Annotated in this window: 22 protein-coding genes and 1 other annotated feature; all 22 genes read left to right on the top strand. The window is 35.3% G+C overall.

The window, feature by feature from the left end:
* Positions 1-19 precede the first annotated feature (19 nt).
* Positions 20-1,849 (top strand): molecular chaperone DnaK, encoded by a 1,830-nt coding sequence (gene dnaK / locus J2Z81_RS02480; RefSeq protein WP_226370643.1) that lies wholly within the window; start codon positions 20-22, stop codon positions 1,847-1,849.
* A 158-nt stretch (positions 1,850-2,007) separates the two neighbouring features.
* Positions 2,008-3,129 (top strand): molecular chaperone DnaJ, encoded by a 1,122-nt coding sequence (gene dnaJ / locus J2Z81_RS02475; protein ID WP_029266812.1) that lies wholly within the window; start codon positions 2,008-2,010, stop codon positions 3,127-3,129.
* Positions 3,130-3,189: 60 nt separating this feature from the next.
* Positions 3,190-4,131, top strand: a complete 942-nt coding sequence (gene prmA / locus J2Z81_RS02470) for a 50S ribosomal protein L11 methyltransferase (protein WP_029266811.1) — start codon at positions 3,190-3,192, stop codon at positions 4,129-4,131.
* Between the two features lie 17 nt (positions 4,132-4,148).
* On the top strand, positions 4,149-4,904 hold the full coding sequence (locus J2Z81_RS02465) for a 16S rRNA (uracil(1498)-N(3))-methyltransferase (RefSeq protein ID WP_226370642.1): 756 nt from the start codon (positions 4,149-4,151) through the stop codon (positions 4,902-4,904).
* 2 nt (positions 4,905-4,906) lie between these two features.
* Positions 4,907-6,265 (top strand): tRNA (N(6)-L-threonylcarbamoyladenosine(37)-C(2))-methylthiotransferase MtaB, encoded by a 1,359-nt coding sequence (gene mtaB, locus J2Z81_RS02460; RefSeq protein ID WP_029266809.1) that lies wholly within the window; start codon positions 4,907-4,909, stop codon positions 6,263-6,265.
* Between the two features lie 116 nt (positions 6,266-6,381).
* Entirely contained in the window at positions 6,382-7,053 is a 672-nt protein-coding gene (gene deoC, locus J2Z81_RS02455; RefSeq protein ID WP_226370641.1) for a deoxyribose-phosphate aldolase, read from the top strand.
* 122 nt (positions 7,054-7,175) lie between these two features.
* Positions 7,176-7,352: a 30S ribosomal protein S21 gene (gene rpsU / locus J2Z81_RS02450; protein WP_029266806.1), complete on the top strand. Its 177-nt coding sequence runs from the start codon at positions 7,176-7,178 to the stop codon at positions 7,350-7,352.
* A 15-nt stretch (positions 7,353-7,367) separates the two neighbouring features.
* The gene (locus tag J2Z81_RS02445) at positions 7,368-7,814 is read left to right on the top strand and encodes a GatB/YqeY domain-containing protein (protein WP_029266805.1); all 447 of its coding nucleotides are present in this window, start codon (positions 7,368-7,370) and stop codon (positions 7,812-7,814) included.
* Positions 7,815-7,959: 145 nt separating this feature from the next.
* Positions 7,960-9,294, top strand: coding sequence for an NfeD family protein (locus J2Z81_RS02440; protein WP_029266800.1), 1,335 nt, complete (start codon positions 7,960-7,962; stop codon positions 9,292-9,294).
* Positions 9,295-9,331: 37 nt separating this feature from the next.
* Positions 9,332-10,330, top strand: coding sequence for a flotillin-like protein FloA (gene floA / locus J2Z81_RS02435; RefSeq protein WP_029266788.1), 999 nt, complete (start codon positions 9,332-9,334; stop codon positions 10,328-10,330).
* 33 nt (positions 10,331-10,363) lie between these two features.
* Positions 10,364-10,897: a hypothetical protein gene (locus J2Z81_RS02430; protein WP_226370640.1), complete on the top strand. Its 534-nt coding sequence runs from the start codon at positions 10,364-10,366 to the stop codon at positions 10,895-10,897.
* Positions 10,898-11,051: 154 nt separating this feature from the next.
* Positions 11,052-11,336 carry a sporulation protein YqfC gene (yqfC, locus tag J2Z81_RS02425; RefSeq protein WP_198020898.1) on the top strand — a complete coding sequence of 95 codons (285 nt, stop codon included), beginning with the start codon at positions 11,052-11,054 and terminating at the stop codon, positions 11,334-11,336.
* A gap of 26 nt (positions 11,337-11,362) precedes the next feature.
* Positions 11,363-12,577: a sporulation protein YqfD gene (gene yqfD, locus J2Z81_RS02420; protein ID WP_226370639.1), complete on the top strand. Its 1,215-nt coding sequence runs from the start codon at positions 11,363-11,365 to the stop codon at positions 12,575-12,577.
* A 54-nt stretch (positions 12,578-12,631) separates the two neighbouring features.
* Positions 12,632-13,591, top strand: coding sequence for a PhoH family protein (locus tag J2Z81_RS02415; protein ID WP_029266784.1), 960 nt, complete (start codon positions 12,632-12,634; stop codon positions 13,589-13,591).
* Between the two features lie 118 nt (positions 13,592-13,709).
* Positions 13,710-15,839: an HD family phosphohydrolase gene (locus J2Z81_RS02410; RefSeq protein WP_318842351.1), complete on the top strand. Its 2,130-nt coding sequence runs from the start codon at positions 13,710-13,712 to the stop codon at positions 15,837-15,839.
* 3 nt (positions 15,840-15,842) lie between these two features.
* Positions 15,843-16,313: an rRNA maturation RNase YbeY gene (gene ybeY / locus J2Z81_RS02405; RefSeq protein ID WP_029266778.1), complete on the top strand. Its 471-nt coding sequence runs from the start codon at positions 15,843-15,845 to the stop codon at positions 16,311-16,313.
* Complete coding sequence (locus J2Z81_RS02400) at positions 16,303-16,674, top strand: diacylglycerol kinase family protein (protein WP_029266777.1); 372 nt, start codon at positions 16,303-16,305, stop codon at positions 16,672-16,674. Before ybeY ends, J2Z81_RS02400 begins: the two co-directional genes overlap by 11 nt.
* 142 nt (positions 16,675-16,816) lie before the next feature.
* Positions 16,817-17,719, top strand: a complete 903-nt coding sequence (gene era, locus J2Z81_RS02395) for a GTPase Era (RefSeq protein WP_029266775.1) — start codon at positions 16,817-16,819, stop codon at positions 17,717-17,719.
* A 97-nt stretch (positions 17,720-17,816) separates the two neighbouring features.
* A complete protein-coding gene (locus J2Z81_RS02390) occupies positions 17,817-17,954 on the top strand; it encodes a YqzL family protein (protein WP_084178935.1) in 138 nt (45 codons plus the stop codon).
* A gap of 46 nt (positions 17,955-18,000) precedes the next feature.
* Positions 18,001-18,744, top strand: coding sequence for a DNA repair protein RecO (recO, locus tag J2Z81_RS02385; protein WP_226370638.1), 744 nt, complete (start codon positions 18,001-18,003; stop codon positions 18,742-18,744).
* A 57-nt stretch (positions 18,745-18,801) separates the two neighbouring features.
* Positions 18,802-18,976, top strand: a binding site (T-box leader).
* Positions 18,977-19,037: 61 nt separating this feature from the next.
* Positions 19,038-19,919: a glycine--tRNA ligase subunit alpha gene (glyQ, locus tag J2Z81_RS02380; protein ID WP_029266768.1), complete on the top strand. Its 882-nt coding sequence runs from the start codon at positions 19,038-19,040 to the stop codon at positions 19,917-19,919.
* Positions 19,919-22,003 (top strand): glycine--tRNA ligase subunit beta, encoded by a 2,085-nt coding sequence (glyS, locus tag J2Z81_RS02375; protein ID WP_226370637.1) that lies wholly within the window; start codon positions 19,919-19,921, stop codon positions 22,001-22,003. Before glyQ ends, glyS begins: the two co-directional genes overlap by 1 nt.
* Positions 22,004-22,109: the final 106 nt, after the last annotated feature.

Here is a 22,109-nt window from a genome sequence, read left to right as displayed (position 1 = left end):
AATGAAGGAGGAAATGATTATGAGCAAAATAATCGGTATTGACTTAGGAACAACAAATTCATGTGTGTCCGTAATGGAAGGTGGGGAAGCTGTTGTAATTCCCAACCCAGAAGGAAACCGCACAACTCCATCTGTTGTTGCTTTTAAAAATGGAGAAAGGCAAGTTGGAGAAGTAGCTAAACGTCAAGCTATCACTAATCCAAATACAGTTCAGTCTGTTAAGCGTCATATGGGAACAGATTATAAAATAAAAATTGAAGATAAAGAGTATACACCGCAAGAAATATCAGCTATTATACTTCAGCACCTTAAATCATATGCAGAAGAATATATTGGAGAAAGTGTTGAAAAAGCAGTAATAACTGTTCCGGCATATTTTAATGATGCAGAGCGCCAAGCTACTAAAGACGCAGGTACAATTGCCGGGCTTGAAGTAGAACGTATCATTAATGAACCTACTGCCGCTGCATTAGCATATGGAATTGACAAAGATGATCAGGATCAAACTATTCTAGTATATGACTTAGGTGGAGGTACTTTTGACGTCTCTATTCTAGATATTGGTGATGGAACATTTGAAGTTGTTTCAACAGCAGGTGACAACCGCTTAGGTGGGGATGATTTTGACCAAGTAATCATTGATTATATGGTTCAAGAGTTCAAAAAAGAAAATGGTATAGACCTTTCCCAAGATAAAATGGCTACACAACGACTGAAAGATGCTGCTGAAAAAGCGAAAAAGGAATTGTCCGGTGTGTCACAAACCCAAATTTCATTGCCATTTATCACTGCTGGAGAAGCTGGACCGCTACATTTGGAAATGAGTTTAACACGTGCAAAATTTGAAGAATTATCTTCTGATTTGGTAGAGCGTACAATGACACCTGTTCGTAAATCATTATCTGACGCAGATTTAGCTGCTAATGAAATTGACAAAGTTATTTTAGTAGGTGGTTCTACTCGTATACCTGCAGTACAAGATGCTATTAAACGTGAAATAAATCAAGATCCATCTAAAGGAGTTAACCCAGATGAAGTTGTCGCTTTAGGTGCTGCAATACAAGGCGGAGTGCTTCAAGGTGATGTAAAAGATGTCGTTTTACTAGATGTTACGCCACTTTCATTAGGTATTGAAACAATGGGCGGTGTTACTACGAAATTAATTGAACGTAACACAACGATCCCAACAAGTGAATCTCAAGTATTTTCAACTGCTGCTGATAACCAGACTGCGGTTGATATCCATGTGCTTCAGGGCGAACGTGAAATGGCTGCCGATAATAAAACCTTAGGTCGCTTTCAATTAACGGATATTCCACCAGCACCAAGAGGTGTGCCACAAATCGAGGTTACTTTCGATATTGATGCAAACGGTATTGTAAGTGTAAGAGCTAAGGATATGGGCACCAATAAAGAACAATCCATAACAATTAAGTCATCTTCTGGTCTATCAGATGAAGAAGTAGACCAAATGGTAAAAGATGCGGAGGAAAACGCTGAAGCAGATAAAAAACGCCGTGAAGAAATCGATCTTCGCAATGAGGCGGATCAGCTAATCTTTACAACTGATAAAACAATTAAAGACCTTGGAGATAAAGTTTCAGATGAAGAGAAACAAAAAGCTGAAGACGCTAAAGAGGCTTTAAAATCTGCTCTGGAATCTGATGATATGGATCAAATCAAAGAGAAAAAAGAAGCCTTACAAGAGCAGGTACAACAGTTGTCAGTGAAACTATATGAACAAATGGCACAAGATACTCAAGCAAATCAAGGTGAAGGAAACCAAGAGAATAACGACGATGTAGTTGATGCAGATTATAAAGAAGTCAACGATGATGAAAATAAGTAACAATTAAACATTGTTTAAGATAATGAAGTCAAAGTCAGGATTTCCTTGGCTTTGACTTTTTTACAGCCTAGAATATTTTAAAGTTCATTTGCTATCAAAGGTTTAAAAATGATAAGATAACATTTATGTAATAGTGTGTCGGGGAGAGTGATTTACAAGTGAGTAAGCGTGATTATTATGATATCCTTGGAGTTGGCAAAGATGCTTCAAAGGATGAAATTAAAAAAGCTTATCGAAAGCTAGCTAGAAAATACCATCCTGATGTGAATAAAGAAGAGGATGCTGCAGATAAATTTAAGGAAGCAAAAGAAGCCTATGAAGTATTAAAAGATGATCAAAAACGATCTCAATATGACCAGTTTGGTCATGCGGGTGCTCAAGGACAAGGTTTTGGCGGTTTTGGCGGTGCACAGGATTTTGGCGGCTTTGGTGATATATTCGATATGTTCTTTGGTGGTGGTCGTAGACGTGACCCAAACGCACCACAACAAGGAGCCGATTTACAGTACACAATGGTGCTTGATTTTGAAGAAGCCATTTTTGGAAAAGAAGTAGATATTACTCTTCCAAAAGAAGAAAATTGTGAAAGCTGTAATGGTTCAGGAGCAAAACCTGGTTCGAAAGTGAAAACTTGTACGCATTGTAATGGTTCAGGACAGTTAAACGTAGAACAAAATACGCCGTTTGGAAAGGTTGTAAATCGTCGCGTCTGTCACCACTGTAATGGATCAGGTAAAATTATTCCGGAAAAATGTAAAAAATGCAGTGGTACAGGAAAAGTGAAGAAAAACAAAAAAATTCATATTTCTATCCCTGCAGGAATCGATGAAGGGCAGCAAATTCGTGTTACTGGAAAAGGGGAGCCCGGAAAAAATGGCGGCCCTGCCGGAGATTTATTTGTAGTAGTTCAAGTAAGAGCCCATGAATTTTTTGAGCGTGATGGGGACCATATTCATTGTGAACTACCTTTGACATTCACCCAAGTGGCGTTAGGCGATGAAGTAGAAGTTCCAACTGTACACGGTAAAGTAATGCTGAAAATCCCTGCTGGAACGCAAACAGGTAAAGTGTTCCGTCTAAAAGGAAAAGGAGCTCCAAATGTTCGAGGATATGGGCACGGGGATCAACATATTCAAGTGAAGGTAATCACACCAACCAAATTAAATAAACGACAAAAAGAGCTTTTAAAAGAGTTTAATGCAATTGGCGGTAATCAATCAACGGACGATCATAGCAGCTCTCTTTTCAAGCGATTTAAAGAGGCATTTAAAGGGGAGTAATCAAAGTGTTTCCAAGCTCCCCCTACTATCATTAATTCATATAGAAGAGAGTGGTTCCTATTGAAATGGTCGGAAATGTGTATTCATACAACCAATGAAGCTGTCGAACCAATTTCAAATATACTGCATAACAATGGAGCAAACGGGATTGTAATAGAGGATCCATTGGATTTAGTCAAAGAACGAGACACTTTTTTTGGCGAAGTTTATGAGCTAAATCCTGCTGAGTACCCTGAAGATGGAATTTTCATAAAAGCTTATTTACCTATAGACGAGTTTCTAAATAAAATAATTGGAGTAATAAAGGATTCTATTAATGAGCTACCTTCCTACAATATAGATATTGGACAAAACAATATTACTTTTAGTGAAGTTTCTGAGATAGATTGGGCAACAGCTTGGAAAAGATATTATAAACCTGTAAAAATCTCAGAGAAGGTTACAATAGCCCCGACGTGGGAAAAATATGAACCTAAATCAGAAGATGAACTTATTATTGAGCTTGACCCTGGCATGGCATTTGGTACAGGTACACATCCGACAACGATGTTAAGCATTCAGGCATTGGAACAATATATAAACAAAAAGGACACAATTATAGATGTCGGTTGTGGTTCTGGTGTATTAAGTATAGCCTCTGTCTTACTCGGTGCAAGTAAAGTTTATGCTTATGATTTAGATGACGTTGCGGTGAAAAGCACGCAAATTAATATGAAGATTAATAAACTAGAAGATAAAATAATAGCCAAGCAAAATGATTTGCTTCATAATGTAACAGTTCAGGCGGATATAATCGTTTCCAATATATTAGCTGAGATCATTGTACGATTTGTTGAGGATGCCTGGAATAACTTAAAGCAAGGTGGTTTATTTGTTACTTCAGGAATAATTCAAACGAAAGAGCAGGATGTTCAATTAGAAATGGAAAAACATGGGTTTAGCATTTTAGAAACATTTCATATGGGTGAATGGGTATGTATGATAGCCAGAAAAAATGAATAAAATTAGAGGTGCATGTCTTGCAACGTTATTTTGTTCCTAGAGATAATTGGGAGAATGATCAGGTTTATATACATGGAGATGATGCTCACCATATATCGAAAGTCATGCGATTTAAGATAAACGACAAAGTGATCTGTAATCATCCTAATGGACAAGCTGCGATTTGTACGATTACATCGTTTGATACAAACCTTATTAAATTAGCGGTGATAGAATGGTTAAACGAACAAGTAGAACTTCCTTTTCAAATTACAATAGCTCAAGGGTTACCAAAAGGAGATAAACTTGACTTTATCCTTCAAAAAGGTACAGAGCTTGGTGCACACTCCTTTATTCCATTCCAAGCTCAACGTTCCATTGTTAAGTGGGATAAAAAAAAGACTGAGAAAAAATTAAATCGTTTTGATAAAATAGTTAAAGAAGCAAGTGAACAGAGTCATCGGAATAAAATACCGATCATTCAAGATATAATGGCAATTTCTGATCTCGTTCATGAAAGTAGAAATTACGATGTAAAGTTATTTGCCTATGAAGAAGAAGCAAAAGTGGATCATGAACATTCATTCGGAACGCTAGTGTCGAACTTAAAAGAAGGGCAGCGTGTTTTAGTTTGTATTGGACCCGAAGGAGGGTTCTCAACAAACGAAGTTGATCTGCTGAAAAAGAATAACTTTACGGCAGTCCGGCTTGGTCCTCGTATATTGCGGACAGAAACTGCAGCTCTATATGTATTAGCAAGCATATCTTATCATTTTGAAGAATTGAGGTGTTAATGGTGCCAACAGTAGCGTTTCATACATTAGGCTGTAAGGTAAATCATTACGAAACTGAGGGTATATGGCAAATGTTTATGAATCAAGGCTATGAACGTGTTGATTTTAATCGGCAAGCAGATGTCTATGTCATCAATACATGTACCGTTACAAATACAGGAGATAAAAAGAGCAGGCAAACGATTCGTAAAGCTGTTCGACAAAATCCGGAAAGTGTAGTTTGTGTTACTGGCTGCTATGCGCAAACATCACCAGGTGAAATCATGGAAATCCCCGGTGTAGATGTTATTGTTGGAACACAAAACCGGAGCAAAATGATCGAATATATTGAAGAACATATACAAACACGTAAACCAGTCAATGGTGTAACAAACATTATGAAGAGTCGAGTATTTGAAGAAATGGATGTCCCTGAATTTACAGATCGTACACGTGCTTCATTGAAAATTCAAGAAGGCTGTAATAATTTTTGTACCTTTTGTATTATTCCGTGGTCACGCGGGCTGCTAAGATCGCGAGGCCCAGAAAACGTAATAAATCAAGCACAACAACTTGTTGATGCAGGGTATAAAGAAATTGTACTAACAGGTATCCATACAGCAGGTTATGGAGAGGATATGAACGATTATAACTTCGCTATGTTACTTCATGACCTTGAAACAAAGGTAGAAGGTTTAAAACGAGTTCGTATTTCTTCTATTGAAGCTAGTCAAATTACGGATGAAGTTATAGAGGTGCTTGATAAATCAGAGAAGATTGTTAGGCATTTACACATCCCGCTTCAATCCGGATCAAATACCGTCCTGGCAAGAATGCGTAGAAAATATACAACAAATTATTATAAGCAAAAGGTAGATAAAATACGAAAAGCGCTTCCTAATCTTGCAATTACTTCAGATGTTATTGTAGGTTTTCCAGGTGAAACTGATGAAGAATTTAAAGAAACATATGATTTTGTTAAGGAAATAGGATATTCAGAACTACACGTATTTCCTTTTTCTAGACGTACTGGTACACCTGCTGCAAGAATGAAAGATCAAGTGGAAGATGAGCTTAAAAATGACCGTGTTCATCAGATGATCGAATTATCCAATCAACTTGCAAAAGAATATGCTTCAAAATACCAAGATGAGGTATTAGAAGTGATTCCAGAAGAACGAGTTCATGATGAGGAACATCCTGAATTATTAGTTGGATACACCGACAACTATTTAAAAGTACAATTTGAAGGAACACCAGATTTAATAGGTAAAATTGTAAGAGTTAAAATTACAAAATCAGGTTACCCATTAAATAAAGGTAAGTTTGTCCGCATAATGGACAATGCTACACACAGTCAGTACCAACAAACAGCACAGTAAACAAAAGGTCTGCTCCTTAACGACATACTGTAATTTTTCTATATTATTCCATGTGGAAAAATAAGGAGTGGACTGTGTTTTAATATAGTACGTGCAAATTTGGAAGGGAGTTTATCATGAGTAAAGAATATGCAAAGTATATTGATCATACTCAATTAAAACCAGAGACAACACGCGATAAAATAAATCAAATCATCCAAGAAGCAATAGAATATGAATTTGCATCCGTATGTGTTAATCCCCATTGGGTATCTCATTGTTATCAACAATTAAAAGACACCTCTGTAAAGGTATGTACAGTAATTGGATTTCCGCTTGGTGCTACAACCACTGCAACAAAAGTTTTCGAGGCAAAACAAGCAATTAAAGATGGCGCGACAGAAATTGATATGGTTATCAATATAGGAGAATTAAAGTCAAATAACGATTCTTTTGTAAGAGAAGAAATAGAAGCAATTGTCCAAGCAGCAGATAAACAAGCATTAGTTAAAGTAATCATAGAAACTTCATTATTAAACAAAGATGAAAAGGTTCGTGCATGTTTGTTAGCTAAAGAAGCTAATGCGGATTTTGTTAAAACATCAACAGGTTTTTCCGGTGGCGGCGCTTCACTAGAAAATATAAAATTAATGCGACAGACAGTTGGTCCAGAAATGGGTGTAAAGGCTTCAGGCGGGGTACGTGACTTATCATTTACAAAAGCATTAATTGAAGCAGGTGCTACAAGGATTGGAGCAAGCAGCGGGAAAGATATAGTAAAGGATAATCAAGGAACATCAGATTATTGAAATGTCCTTGAAAATCTGCAGTTGACCTAAAACGGTAGATATATTATAATAAACCAAGGCGTATAAATGTTTACATATGTCTGTCTAACTTTGTTCTATGCTTCGGAGGGAGGGAAAATAGCATGTCAAATACAACTCGCATTCGTAAAAACGAGTCCCTTGAGGATGCTCTTCGTCGCTTTAAACGTAATGTTTCAAAAAGCGGTACATTATCCGAATATCGCAAGCGTGAATATTATGAAAAACCTAGCGTTCGCCGTAAAAAGAAATCGGAAGCTGCTAGAAAACGCAGATACTAAAGAGGTGCTCAGGACATGTCATTGTTAGAACAGCTGAATAACGATATGAAGCAGGCAATGAAGAATAAAGAAAAAGAAAAATTAAGCATAATTCGTATGGTGAAAGCTTCCTTACAAAATGAAATGATCAAGCTTGGTAAAGATAAACTTTCTGAGGACGAAGAATTAACAATACTGTCCAGGGAGTTAAAGCAGAGGAAAGATTCCCTCCCAGAATATAAATCAGCTGGTCGAAATGATATTGTTGAGAAACTTGAATATGAAATACTAATTATCCAAAAATATATGCCTGAACAGTTATCAAACGAAAAATTAGAGGCACTTATTCAAGAAACAATACAGGAAGTAAATGCTATATCTAAAAAAGATATGGGAAAAGTAATGAGTGCCATTATGCCAAAGGTTAAAGGAAAAGCTGATGGCTCACAAATAAATAAAATTGTTCAAAAATATTTGAATTAATGTTAAAAAAGTCCTTGTCATTTGTGGCAAGGACTTTTTTAAAGCTTGATTTACATCCCAATACATTTGTAATATATGTTACTATTTATTTATCCGAGTAAAAAGGCATACTAAAAATGAAAAAATTGATAAGGGGGTGATTTATATTGTCAGGAAAAAGCCCATCATTTACATAGTAATTGCATTATTAGTAACCTTTTTTATTCTCCCATTTCTTCCTGAATCATCAATAGAAGCTAAAGAGAATGGAGAAGGAAAATTAGTATATGTTATACCAGTAAAAAAAGAAGTTGAAAGAGGATTAGAGGCTTTTCTAAAGCGTACAACAAAAGAAGCAATCGAAGAGAACGCTGATCATATTGTATTTGAGATTGATACTCCCGGAGGAAGAGTTGATTCTGCGGGACAAATTGCTAATCTTTTGCAAGACTTAAAAATTCCAACCACTTCTTTTATTGTTAATGAGGCATTGTCCGCTGGCTCTTATATTGCGTTAAATACAGATACGATTTATATGAAACCCCATGCAACAATGGGGGCAAGCGGAGTAATTAATCAAGACGGTACGGCAGCAGATAAGAAAGCACAATCTGCATGGTTGGCCGCAATGAAAAGTGCTGCCGAATCTAAAGATAGAGATCCCCTTTATGCTGCAGCCATGGCTGATTCAAGTATTGATTTACCAGAGTATAATGCTGGTAAAGGAGAATTTTTAACCTTAGATCCTAAGTCCGCATTAGAGGTTGATTACGCTGAAGGTATAGTGAATCATCGTACTAAATTATTACATGATATAGGACTAGAAAATGCAAAGATTGTAGAAACAGAACCCACATTTGCGGAAGAAATTGCAAGATTTTTAACAAATCCTGTAGTTGTTCCAATTCTTTTATCGGTAGCAAGTCTTGGACTGATTGTTGAGCTATATTCACCAGGTTTTGGTGTTCCAGGAACCATGGGATTATTAGCCTTAATACTATTTTTCTATGGACACATTATTGCCGGTTTGGCAGGCATGGAAGCTATCATATTGCTTGTGTTAGGAATCGTTCTTATTATAGCGGAATTTTTTGTGCCCGGAGGAATTATGGGTTTACTCGGAATTGGTTCAATAATTGGATCGTTACTTATGTCTGGATATGATTTAAAACATATGTCACTTAGTATTAGCATAGCCTTTGTGGTAGCAGTAATTGCTTCCATCATATTATTTAAATGGGTTGGTATGGAGAAAGGCTTCTTCCGCCATATAATATTAAAAGATCGGACTACAACAGATTTAGGATATGTATCTTCTGACAATCGTACTGAACTTGTTGGGTTAGAAGGGCTAACTTCAACACCACTTCGTCCATCTGGAACGGCTGTATTTAACGATGAACGTATCGATGTCGTTTCAGAAGGTAGTTTTATCGATAAGAATAAGTCTGTAAAGATCATTAAAGTTGAAGGAATGCGAGTTGTTGTTCGCGAACTATAACGCGAGCTATAAATAAAAAATTTGAGGAGGAATAAAAATGGAATTTGTAGATATTGCACCAATCATTATAATTGCAGTTATCTTAATTGCAATTGCTGTATTGTTTACATTCGTTCCAGTGATGCTTTGGATTAGCGCCTTAGCAGCTGGTGTAAAAGTTGGATTGTTTACTTTGGTAGGTATGCGTTTGCGTCGAGTGGTACCAGCTCGAGTAATTAACCCTTTAATAAAGGCATATAAAGCTGGGTTGGATGTTAAAACGAATCAATTAGAAAGTCATTACTTAGCAGGTGGTAATGTTGACAGGGTAGTTAATGCCTTAATTGCAGCACAACGAGCTAATATTACTTTATCATTTGAACGTGCTGCAGCAATTGACCTTGCTGGACGTAATGTGTTGGAAGCTGTACAAATGAGTGTTAACCCTAAAGTAATTGAAACGCCTTTTATTGCAGGTATTGCAATGGATGGGATTGAAGTAAAAGCATTAGCGAGGGTTACAGTGCGTGCTAACATAGACCGACTTGTTGGTGGAGCAAGTGAAGAAACTGTTATTGCACGTGTAGGTGAAGGTGTTGTTAGTACAATAGGTAGTTCAAAGACACACAAAGAGGTTTTGGAAGATCCTGACTCAATCTCTCATACTGTACTGGCGAAAGGATTAGATGCAGGTACTGCCTTTGAAATTTTATCCATTGATATTGCTGATGTTGATATCGGTAAAAATATTGGTGCGATATTACAATCGGATCAAGCTGAAGCTGACAAGAACATTGCTCAGGCAAAAGCAGAAGAACGTCGCGCAATGGCTGTTGCACAAGAACAAGAAATGGTTGCCAGAGTACAAGAAATGCGTGCACAAGTGGTGGAAGCTGAAGCTGAAGTTCCAAAAGCACTTGCTGAAGCATTACGATCTGGAAATCTTGGTGTTATGGATTATATGAATTACAAGAATATAAATGCTGATACGGATATGCGAGATACCATCGGTAAATTATCAGAAGATGATCATCATGATGATCATAAAAATCAATAACCTTTTGAGGTGTAAACTGGAAGGAGGCCTATCATGGAAGCCTTATTAGAAGCTATTTTTGGTAACTTCATGATAATATTAATCATTATTGGTGGAATTATAGGCTTTGTGAAAGATAAGTTAGAGAAAGAAAAACATTCAAGACAGCAAACTGAGAAGTCTAATAAGAAACCATACACAGCATCCGCTCCTCCTACCGGGGATCATCAAACAAATAAACAAGCTAAACCTCTCAGGCAACTGAAACCAAGGCCAGAAAGTAAAACAGTTTCTACTGAGGAACAACGAGAGGAACAATTAAAACGTTTGACTGGAAATATAAATATGAGAACAAAAGAAGCGTTAGAAGACTTTCAACATTCGGCAATGAAAAAAAATACAGAAGAAAAATTAGACTCAAAACCCAAAAAATCACAATTACAACATAAACCTATGAAAGAAAGAATGAAAAGAAATCTATCTCGTGATGGTTTAGTTGACAGTATCATTATGTCCGAAGTACTTGATTCCCCTAGGGCTATTAGGCCATATAAAAGTGTTATTCAATCCCGAAAAATGAATAGATAATAAAGCAACCTCAACTGGTAAGCTGAAGCATATCCGGTTGAGGTTTTTTTATATGCTATAATATTTAAATTTTCTTACAAAGGTAAGTTTTAATTTTTTGTTCTTATCCATTCTCCTATTTCATAAATATAATGTTGAGAGGGGGATGCCATTAGTGAAGAAATGGAATCAACGAATTCGTCCATGGTTAATTAAATATTTAGCTCTTCCTTCTGATGTCATTCTCGAACTTCCCAGAATTACGATGATTGGGCAAATTCATGCATATATCGAAAACCATCAGGGGATTGTTACATACTCTGATACAGAACTTAAATTAAAAACAAATAAGGGGTTTGTGCAGATTACAGGTTCTGCTTTTATTATAAAAATGATGTTACCTGAAGAAATATTATTAGAAGGAACAATATCCGAGGTGAAATTTATCCCTCAAAATTAACATTGGATATGATACAGGAGGAGGAAATGAAACATATACAAGGAGCTTTTATTACTGGATATATTACTGTTGTTGTGAAAGGGAATACGCCAGAATTATTTTTTCAGGCATGTATGAAACACAAAATACCGGTATGGAATATAAAAAAGATCGGTAAAGATACGTGTGAAGGCAATATTAAATTACAGCATGTAAAGTATATAAAAAAGATAAAAAAAGAAACAGACTATAAAATATCATTTATTAATAAAAAGGGATATCCCTTTTTATTTAAACGTTTTATTCGAAAAAAAGAACTCCTTATTGCCCTTTTTCTATGTTTCTTTTTAATTATAGCATTATCCAATATCGTATGGAAAGTGCAGATTACCGGTGTTCCTAAAGATATAGAGGAAAAAATAAATAAACAATTAGACAGTTATGGCATTCGCCCTGGAACGTTAAGTTTTTCTCTAGATTCAGCCAGTTCTATTCAACAAAAATTAATGAATGATATACCTGAGTTACTATGGGTAGGTGTGCATAAAAAAGGGACAACCTTTTTTCTAGAAGGCGTTGAGAAGATTATAGTGGAAGAAGAAGAGAATGCAGGTCCACAAAATTTAGTAGCTACGAAAAAGGGAGTGATTAAAAATATCTATGTTTCTAAAGGACTTCCTAAAGTTAAGGTAAATGACTATGTGAAACCTGGAGATATCTTAGTGTCAGGAGATATTACTGAGGACAATGAAGAGAATGAAGAAGAGGATAAGGAAGAAAAAAAGAAATCAAAATTAGTAGCTGCTGAAGGCGATATTACTGCTAAAACATGGTATGAGATGACAGTTACTGTTCCTTTGCAAACTAAAAATGAAGTATTAACGGGAAATAACGAGAAAAAGCATTATATACAATTAGGCGGTTTTAAAATTCCGATTTGGGGATTTGAAGATCCGGATTATCAAGCAATCCATACAGATACAACCAAAAATTCTGTATATTTTTTTAAATGGAAGTTACCTATAAAAATTGTTCAGTCGACATTAAGTGAAAAGAAGTACAATAAACTATCTCGAACAAAAGAAGAAGCGATAAAAACTGGAATCAAACAAGCAAGGAAGGAACTTCAATTACAATTAGGTCCTGATGCAAAAATTTTGACTGAAAAAGTTTTGCATGAAACTACGGAGAGTGGTAAAGTTAAATTAAACTTATACATTGCTGTAGAAGAAGATATAGCTCAAGCAGAACCAATAAAATAAAAAACAAAATATGCCACTACAATGTAGTAACTTTCTAAATCAAGGAGATTGATTATGTCGGAGAATCTGAATGTAATTGACTTACAAGTGACAAACCCCAGTGAAGCGTTAGCCTTATTTGGCACAAACGATAAACATTTAAAACAAATTGAGGAAAAGCTCAATGTATCCATTGTCACTAGGGGAGAACAAGTCAGCGTTTCTGGAGAAGATAAAAATATATTTCTTGTTGAAGAGGTGCTTTTAACACTTTTATCTGTGATCCGAAAAGGGCTGCCGTTATCAGAAAGGGATGTAGTCTATGCAGTTGATTTAGCGAAGGAAGGCAAGATTAATAAGTTTGAAGCACTTCTCCAAGATGTTATAACCAAAAATACGAAAGGCAAACCTATACGGGTAAAAACGTTAGGACAAAAAGGATATGTAGATGCGATAAGATCACATGATTTAGTTTTTGGAATTGGGCCAGCAGGAACTGGAAAGACATATTTAGCTGTAGTTACAGCTGTTCAAGCATTAAAAAACGGACTAGTCGAAAAAATCATCTTAACCCGTCCAGCAGTTGAGGCAGGAGAGAGCCTTGGCTTTTTACCAGGTGATTTAAAAGAAAAGGTGGACCCGTATCTGCGCCCTTTATATGACGCTTTAAATGATGTTCTAGGAGCAGAGCATACCATGAGGCTAGTTGAGCGTGAGGTTATAGAAATCGCACCACTAGCCTACATGCGTGGAAGAACTTTGGATGATGCTTTCGCTATCCTAGATGAAGCACAAAATACGACACCTGAGCAAATGAAAATGTTTTTAACGAGACTGGGATTTGGTTCAAAAATGGTAGTCACGGGGGATATAACACAAGTTGATTTACCTAAAGGGGTTAAATCAGGTTTACAAGTAGCAAATGACACCTTATCGGCTGTAAAAGGTATTTCTTTTAAGTATCTTGATCAAACAGACGTAGTAAGACATCCCCTGGTGCAACGGATTATTGACGCCTATGAAAAAACAAATTAGTTTCTTTTAAGTATAGTAAGACCCCCGATTTAGTGGGTCTTATTTCTGTATTACAATTCACAACCTGAATAAACACTGTTAACTGCTGTTATTTAATTTCTAACATGAGGTGAAACAAGTGAAAAAGAAAATAGCAGTATTTATAAAATCCATTTTAGGCATTAATAATAAATGGGTTACCATGATTATTCCCCTTCTTATTTTGGGTATATTTTTCTTTCTGATAACAATAAATAATGTGTATACAGAAACATATGATATCGAACGGTTTAACCGTGCTAAAGAAACGATCCGTTCTCCAGTAACAATCGAGGATGAGAAAGAAACAGACCGGAAAATGAGGGAAACCGTTCAATCAGTTAAAGACAGATACAATATATCTAAAGAAATTACAAATGAACAAATAAAATATGTTGAAGAAGTATTTGAGGCTCTCTCAAAAGTAGAAGAGGATGAAAATAAGTCAAAGAAGAAAACGAAGGATCAGTTGATGAATCAAGAAAAGGTAGATCAACTAAAACAAATCTTGTCCTCTGATATTACCGATGATGTAAACGAAAATGTTTTTAATCAACTGATCAAAACTGATCCAGATGAGCGTGAAGAAGGAAAAAAGTTATTAATTTCTTCACTTACAGATGTGATGGATGATGGAGTTCGGGCAGAAAATATCCAAAGTGCAAAAACAGAAGTTAAGCAACACATAAAATATTCCAATCTAGATGAAAATATAAAAAAGCCATTATTGAAGCTTAGTGAGTTTTCCGTAGTTGAAAATTCTTTCTTTGATGCTGAAAAAACAATGGAGGCACGAAAAAAAGCTGCAAGCAGTGTTGAGCCTGTTATCATTCGAGCAGGTGAAATTATCGTAAGAGAAGGCCAAACGATAACAAATGAAACGTATGAAGAACTAAAATTAACTGGATTGCTTAACAAAGAAAGAAATGTTTATCCAATAATCGGGTTAGGGTTATTAATAATTTTAATTATTAGTGTTATCGGGTATGAAATGTTTTTGATTGCAAAACAATCAAAATTAGACAAAGGTAAAATTGCTACCATTTTATTAAACAGTTTTATAGTTATTTTTTTAATGAAAATTGTAAGCTTATATACCACACAAACGAATCAGTTATACCTTATTGTACCTGTAGCTACAGGAGTATTGATGTTAAAACAATTAATACATGAACGTTTAGCTATTGTCTCTGCATGCTTATACGCAATTATAGGAAGTATTATATTTAACGGGGAAATACCGGGCTCTCTAAACATGGAAGCAGGTATATATTTTTTCTTCTCGCAAATGGCTGGGATCATCTTCTTAGTTCATGTGAAAGATCGACTAGCCATTATGAGAGCAGGTTTAGGTGTTACCATCATAAATATCATTACCGTACTGTTATTTATATTACTATCTTTTGAAAAGTATTCATTAAGTGACTTATTTGTGCAATCTGGCTATGGTCTTGCATCAGCATTTATTTCCGTTGTGTTGACAATTGGGCTATTACCATTTTTCGAGACAGGATTAGGCATTTTATCTGACGCAAAATTATTATCCCTATCAAGTCCAAATCAGCCTTTGCTGAAAAAAATCTTAACGGAAGCACCTGGTACTTATCATCACTCTATAATGGTTGCCAATTTGAGTGAAGCTGCATGTGAAGCTATTGGTGCAAATGGTCTTTTAGCCAGGGTTGGCGCGTATTATCATGATCTAGGTAAAACGATAAGACCACATTATTTTATTGAAAATCAATTAGCAGTTAAAAATCCACACGATGACATAGATCCGAAAAAAAGTGCAGAGATTATTATTTGTCATCCGTATGATGGAGCAGAAATGTTAAAAAAGCATCGATACCCTAAGGAAATTATTGACATCGCCAAGCAGCATCATGGTACAACCCTATTAAAGTATTTTTATTTAAAAGAAAAAGAGATAAATGAACATGCTAAGGAGAGTAATTACCGTTACCCTGGGCCAAAACCACAAACAAAAGAAGCAGCTATCATCTCAATATGTGATTCTGTAGAAGCAGCAGTTCGCTCCTTAAAAGAGCCTACTGAAGAAAAGATAGAAGAAATTGTTACATCGATCATCAATGACCGTATAATCGATGGGCAATTAGATGAAAGTCCCATAACCATTCAAGAGTTAAATCAAATTCACATAACCGTTTGTAAAGCTTTAAAAGGGATCTTTCATTCAAGAATACAATATCCTAAGGAGGAGGAAAAATAAAACATGCATATTGACTTTCACGATCAAACTCGAACTGTTCCAACAGAATATATCGATTTACTGCAGCGATTAATTTTATTTAGTGCTGAAAAAGAAGGGGTTTCCAGAGAAGCTGAAATTTCTATCAGTTTTGTAGATAACAAGGACATCCAAGAACTTAATCGAAACTATAGACAGCAGGATAAGATAACCGATGTTATCTCGTTTGCATTACAAGAAACAGTAGATGGGGAAATGGATATTTGCAGCGAGGATGATGATTTTCCATTAGTACTTGGTGATATTGTAATATCTATCGATAGAGCGAAAGAGCAAGCAAAAGCATATAATCATTCATTAGAACGAGAACTTGGTTTTCTAACAGTTCATGGTTTTCTTCATTTATTGGGGTACGATCATATGAACACAGATGAAGAAAAAATAATGTTTCAGAAACAAGAAAGAATTTTAGAGGAGTTTGGTCTTGAGAGATAAAAAACGTTCAATTGGTCTTTCTTTTGCTTGGAATGGATTATTAGAGGTTATCAAAACGGAACGAAATTTTCAAATCCATTTATTTTCTGCGTTGACAGTTATATTAGCAAGTATGCTTTTGTCTCTATCTCAAATGGAATGGATCATAATAGTTCTCGTTATCGGATTCGTCTTTGTTGCAGAAATTATAAATAGTGCTATAGAAAGAATCATTGATTACCTTAGACCGGAAATCCATCCAGCAGCAAAAGTGATAAAAGATATTGCAGCAGCCAATGTTTTAGTAGCCTCTTTTATAGCAACTGTGGTTGGCTTCCTTTTATACATTCCAAAGATATTGGCATTATTTAAAGTCCATTAAGGGCTTTTTATTTTTATTTAAAGTAGCAAATTATGACTTGTTTTCATGAAAAAGAAAATGTTTTGTCGTTTGCATGAAAGTGAAATCTATTTATAGTATTATTATGGTACATACAATGAAATGATACTTCGGAGGAAATAAAATGGAAAATAATTATAAATCAGGATTTATGGCAATTATAGGCAGACCCAATGTAGGTAAATCGACGTTTATGAATAATGTTATCGGACAAAAAATTGCAATCATGAGTGATAAGCCACAAACAACACGAAATAAAATACAGGGTGTGTATACTCAACAAGATGCTCAAATTATTTTTATTGATACACCTGGTATTCATAAACCGAAACATCGGCTAGGGGATTTTATGGTAAAAACTGCAGAAACAACTTTGAATGAAGTTGATGCTATATTATTTATGATTGATGCGAAAGAAGGTTATGGAAAAGGCGATCAGTATATTTTAGATCGCTTACAAAACATCAAGCGTCCCGTCTTTCTAATAATAAATAAAGTTGATTTAATTCACCCTGACGATTTGTTTCCTTTAATCGAATTATACAGAAACAAATGTAAATTTGAGGAAATTGTCCCCATTTCGGCACTACAAGGAAATAATGTTAACCACTTACTTGATATGTTAAAACAACATTTACCAGAGGGGCCGCAATACTATCCAGAAGATCAAATTACCGATCATCCTGAACGATTTATTATTAGTGAATTAATTAGAGAGAAAGTTTTATTATTAACAAGAGAAGAAATTCCCCATTCGATCGCTGTAGTGATTGAAGATATAGAGAATAAAAATGCTAACAAAGTATTTATTCAAGCTGTTATTATTACAGAACGTCAAACTCAAAAAGGAATCCTAATAGGTAAAAATGGCAGTATGTTGAAAAGCATTGGAAAGAAGGCACGAAAAGACATCGAAGCATTGCTTGGAACAAAAGTATATCTGGAGCTATGGGTTAAGGTGCAAAAAGATTGGAGAAATAGACAGAGTCATCTACGCACATATGGATTTAATAGTGATGAATATTAAACATGGAAAATTTTAATACTTATTTTTTTAAAAAATATGGTCAATCTAAGATATACACAGTTACCAAAAATCATGTTTAAGAAAGGTGGGGTTTCTTGTGTTAGACTTAACTTGGAAGCTATTTAGTCAAACAGGAAACATTGAAACCTATTTATTATTAAAAGAAATTGAGCATGAATTAAATGCTCAACATACCGATGGTAAAAAAATCACTTCATTTGATTCAAAATGGTAGTTTTTACACAGCATTATTTGATTGATAAACAAGAAAGGTGAACTGTGTGCTAGAAAAAATAGCAGGTATTATTGTTAAAACACAAGATTATGGAGAAACACATAAAATTGTTACGATTTTCAGCAAAAAGATAGGTAAATTTGCCGCTATTGCAAGGGGCGCTAAAAAACCAAAAAGTCGAATGGCTGCTGTTACGCAGCCATTCATATATGGTGAGTTTTTAGTTTATGTTAATAAAGGATTAAGTACGATACAGCAGGGGGAGATAATTGATTCTCTAAGAGCGATTCGCGAAGATATTATAAAAACCTCCTATGCTGCCTATTTGATGGAATTAACAGATAAGATGATGGATAATCATCTGCCTGATCCTTATTTATTTGACCAATTATACTTAACGATGCAATGGGTTGCAGATAATGATAGTGTAGACATTCCAATGATGATGTATGAAATGAAGTTATTTGCAATAGGCGGATTTGCTCCCACAGTTGATCAGTGTGTTCGTTGCGGTCGCAAGGAACTTCCTTTTTCCTTTTCGATAGCAGAAGGCGGATTACTTTGTAAACAGTGTAAGTATATCGATGGCTCTAGGGTAGATCTGCCCGATTCGATAGCAAAGCTACTGCATTTGTTTATGGCAGTAGGGCTAGAACGTATTGGAACTATTTCAGTTAAAGCGAAAAACAGACAACTGTTACGCGAAATTTTAGACGCATATTATGATCAATATGGTGGTTATTATTTAAAAACAAAAAGATTTTTAAAACAAATGGATCGTCTCCATTAGCTTGATCATTGACAAATGAACGTTTTTAACGTAATATTTTGTACATAATTAAAAACTAATTTTGCTAGGAAAGAGAATAGTACTTATTAACTTCTATCTATAGCGAATCCAGAATAGTGAGAGCTGGATATAGAATAATAAGGAATGGCACTCTGGAGCAATCCATATAAAGTGGCTCTTTTAAATAGGATGAGCAAATAGGGTGGAACCGCGGAAAAACTCCGTCCCTATGTCTTAAGGTCAGACATAGGGACGGAGTTTTCATTATTTTAAAAACGGAGGTTAATTGTAAAGTGAATATTCAAGAAATGATTTTAGCGCTACAAAAGCATTGGTCAGATCAAAATTGTTTATTAATGCAAGCTTATGATGTTGAGAAGGGTGCAGGTACGATGTCTCCAATGACCTTATTACGCAGTTTAGGACCCGAACCTTGGAATGTTGCTTATGTTGAACCATCAAGAAGGCCTGCGGATGGCCGATATGGAAAAAATCCTAATCGATTATACCAACATCATCAATTTCAAGTTATCATGAAACCTTCTCCGGCTAATATCCAAGAATTATACCTAGAATCTTTAAGAAAACTTGGAATTAATCCGCTTGAACATGATATCCGGTTCGTTGAGGATAACTGGGAGAACCCAACACTTGGCGCTTCTGGATTAGGCTGGGAAGTATGGTTAGACGGAATGGAAATTACACAATTTACTTATTTTCAACAAATTGGCGGCCTAGAGGCAAATCCAGTGTCTGTCGAATTAACATATGGAATTGAACGTCTAGCCTCATTTATTCAAGACAAAGAAAATGTATTTGAACTAGAATGGACAAAGGGAGTTACGATAGGAGATATTTTTTACCAGCCAGAATATGAGCACTCTGTGTATACGTTCGAAGAATCAAATACAGATATGTTATTTAATCTATTTTCCATGTATGAACAGGAAGCAAAAGCTGCAATGGAAAAAGAATTAGTATTTCCTTCCTATGATTATGTATTAAAATGTTCACATACATTCAACTTACTTGATGCACGAGGTGTCATTTCTGTTACAGAGAGAACCGGTTATATTGCAAGAGTTCGTACATTAGCTCGAAATATAGCTAAAGCATATGTTGCTCAAAGAGAAAGGCTCGGATTCCCAATGTTAAAAAAGGAGGGGGAGTATTGATGACGAAAGGTATATTATTCGAAATAGGGTTAGAAGAATTACCAGCACGTTTTATTTATAATGCAGAAAAGCAACTTGCGACTAAAACTAAAAATTGGTTAGAAAAATTGAGGATATCCTTTGAATCGATTACTACGTATTCAACGCCGAGAAGATTAGCAGTTTTAATTAAAAAAGCAGCGGAAGAACAGACAACAATCGAAGAAGAAGCGAAAGGACCAGCAGAAAAAATTGCAAAAGACGAGCATGGGGATTGGACAAAAGCTGCTATTGGCTTTACTAAGGGGCAAGGTAAAACAACGGACGACATTTATACAAAAGAGGTCAAGGGTACGAACTATATCTTTGTAAAAAAACATATTATTGGAAAACGAACAAAAGATTTACTTCCATCTTTTCAATCTATTATCGAATCGATCCAATTCGCTAATAACATGCGTTGGGCTGAAGAAACAATAAGGTATGCCCGCCCTATTAGGTGGCTAGTTGCTTTATACGGTGAACATGTTATACCTTTTGAAATTGCCCATGTAAAAACAAGTAATATTACATATGGGCACAGATATTTAGGTAAAACCATTCAGCTGCAAAGCCCAGATGAGTATGAAACGAAATTAAAAGATAATTTTGTAATTGCAAATCCACAAGATCGGAAACAATTGATCTTGGATGGTATACAATCATTGGAAAGAAAAGAAAGTTTTCAAGTTCCAGTCGAGCAAGATTTACTTAATGAAGTATGCAACTTAGTAGAATATCCTTCTGTTTTTCAAGGTTCCTTCGATCCGGATTTTTTACAGCTTCCTTCTGAGGTGTTAGTTACGTCTATGAAGGAACACCAAAGATATTTTCCTGTAAAATCAAATGAAGGAAAGTTATTACCTTATTTTATAGGTGTTAGAAATGGGGATTATCATGCGATTCATACTGTTATAAAAGGAAATGAAAAGGTTCTTAAAGCACGTCTTTCAGATGCTCAATTTTTCTACGAAGAAGATCGAAAACAGTCTATTTCTTTTTTTCAGAAAAAATTGGAACGTGTTGTTTTTCAAGATAAATTAGGAACTTTAAAGGATAAAGTGGATCGAATTGTTGAGATTAGCGAACAATTGGGAAAGTTGCTAAACTTAGATAAAAATACTTTAACGAAGGTGAAAAGAGCGGCAGAAATTTGTAAATTCGACTTAACAACAAATATGGTTAATGAGTTTACGGAGCTACAGGGAATAATGGGGGAAACGTACGCACTTCATTTTAATGAGGATGCGGAAGTAGCCAAAGGGCTAAGAGAACATTATCTGCCAGATCATGCAAATGGAGAATTGCCCGTTACCATACTAGGATCCATTGTAAGTGTAGCTGATAAATTAGATACCATCGTCGGCTGTATAGCTGCTGGCCTAGTCCCATCAGGTTCACAAGATCCATATGGATTACGCCGTCAAGCTGTTGCTATCTTAAGAATTATGGAAAGTAACAGCTGGAACATATCCTTGGAAAGCTTAATTAATATCACACTAAACCGGTATCAAGCTCTACCTGTTGACCTGAAAATTAATAATGATGTTAAAAATGAACTAAACAAGTTTTTCCGTCTACGTGCAACATTTCTCTTTAAAGAAATGGGAATTGAGCAAGATGTTATTCAAGCTGTATTACACAACGAAATTGGAGTTTTTGGATATACAGTTGACAAAGCAAGTGTTTTATCTGAAAAACGGAATGATGATTCATTTAAAAATGTGCAGGAAGCATTAGTACGTATTTTAAACCTATCCAAACATTCCCATCGAGATGAAGTAAATCCAGCTATTTTTGAAACTTCTTCAGAACAAATGTTATTTGATAAATATCAAGAAACTCATCAAGCATATAAAACAGCAAATAAAGACCGCAATGCGGATGAGGCTTTAAAACAATTAGGAAAATTAGCTGAACCAATTCATCACTTTTTTGAGCATAACATGGTTATGTCTGACGATGAAAAAATTCGAAACAATCGACTTTCCCTTGTAAATCATATTGCAATGTTAATTAATGACTTTGCAGACTTATCTGCTGTAGAATGGAAACAGCATTTTTAGGACTACCTGTCAGACTTTCTCATAGCTTGCCAGCTAAACAATAACTTAGATTTACAAATGATTTTTTCCTTTTTACTATATTTAGTATATAATAATAGGAGAATAG

The organism is Virgibacillus alimentarius (assembly GCF_017874635.1).
Taxonomy (GTDB): domain Bacteria; phylum Bacillota; class Bacilli; order Bacillales; family Amphibacillaceae; genus Virgibacillus_B; species Virgibacillus_B alimentarius.
This window is presented reverse-complemented; position numbering and strand designations above follow the sequence as displayed.

Coding starts and splice junctions, on each gene's coding strand:
- deoC (WP_226370641.1), top strand. CDS start 6,382: ATGAGTAAAGAATATGCAAAGTATATTGATCATACTCAATTAAAACCA.
- ybeY (WP_029266778.1), top strand. CDS start 15,843: ATGCATATTGACTTTCACGATCAAACTCGAACTGTTCCAACAGAATAT.
- era (WP_029266775.1), top strand. CDS start 16,817: ATGGAAAATAATTATAAATCAGGATTTATGGCAATTATAGGCAGACCC.
- glyS (WP_226370637.1), top strand. CDS start 19,919: ATGACGAAAGGTATATTATTCGAAATAGGGTTAGAAGAATTACCAGCA.
- J2Z81_RS02415 (WP_029266784.1), top strand. CDS start 12,632: ATGTCGGAGAATCTGAATGTAATTGACTTACAAGTGACAAACCCCAGT.
- yqfD (WP_226370639.1), top strand. CDS start 11,363: ATGAAACATATACAAGGAGCTTTTATTACTGGATATATTACTGTTGTT.
- J2Z81_RS02430 (WP_226370640.1), top strand. CDS start 10,364: ATGGAAGCCTTATTAGAAGCTATTTTTGGTAACTTCATGATAATATTA.
- rpsU (WP_029266806.1), top strand. CDS start 7,176: ATGTCAAATACAACTCGCATTCGTAAAAACGAGTCCCTTGAGGATGCT.
- dnaK (WP_226370643.1), top strand. CDS start 20: ATGAGCAAAATAATCGGTATTGACTTAGGAACAACAAATTCATGTGTG.
- floA (WP_029266788.1), top strand. CDS start 9,332: ATGGAATTTGTAGATATTGCACCAATCATTATAATTGCAGTTATCTTA.
- J2Z81_RS02445 (WP_029266805.1), top strand. CDS start 7,368: ATGTCATTGTTAGAACAGCTGAATAACGATATGAAGCAGGCAATGAAG.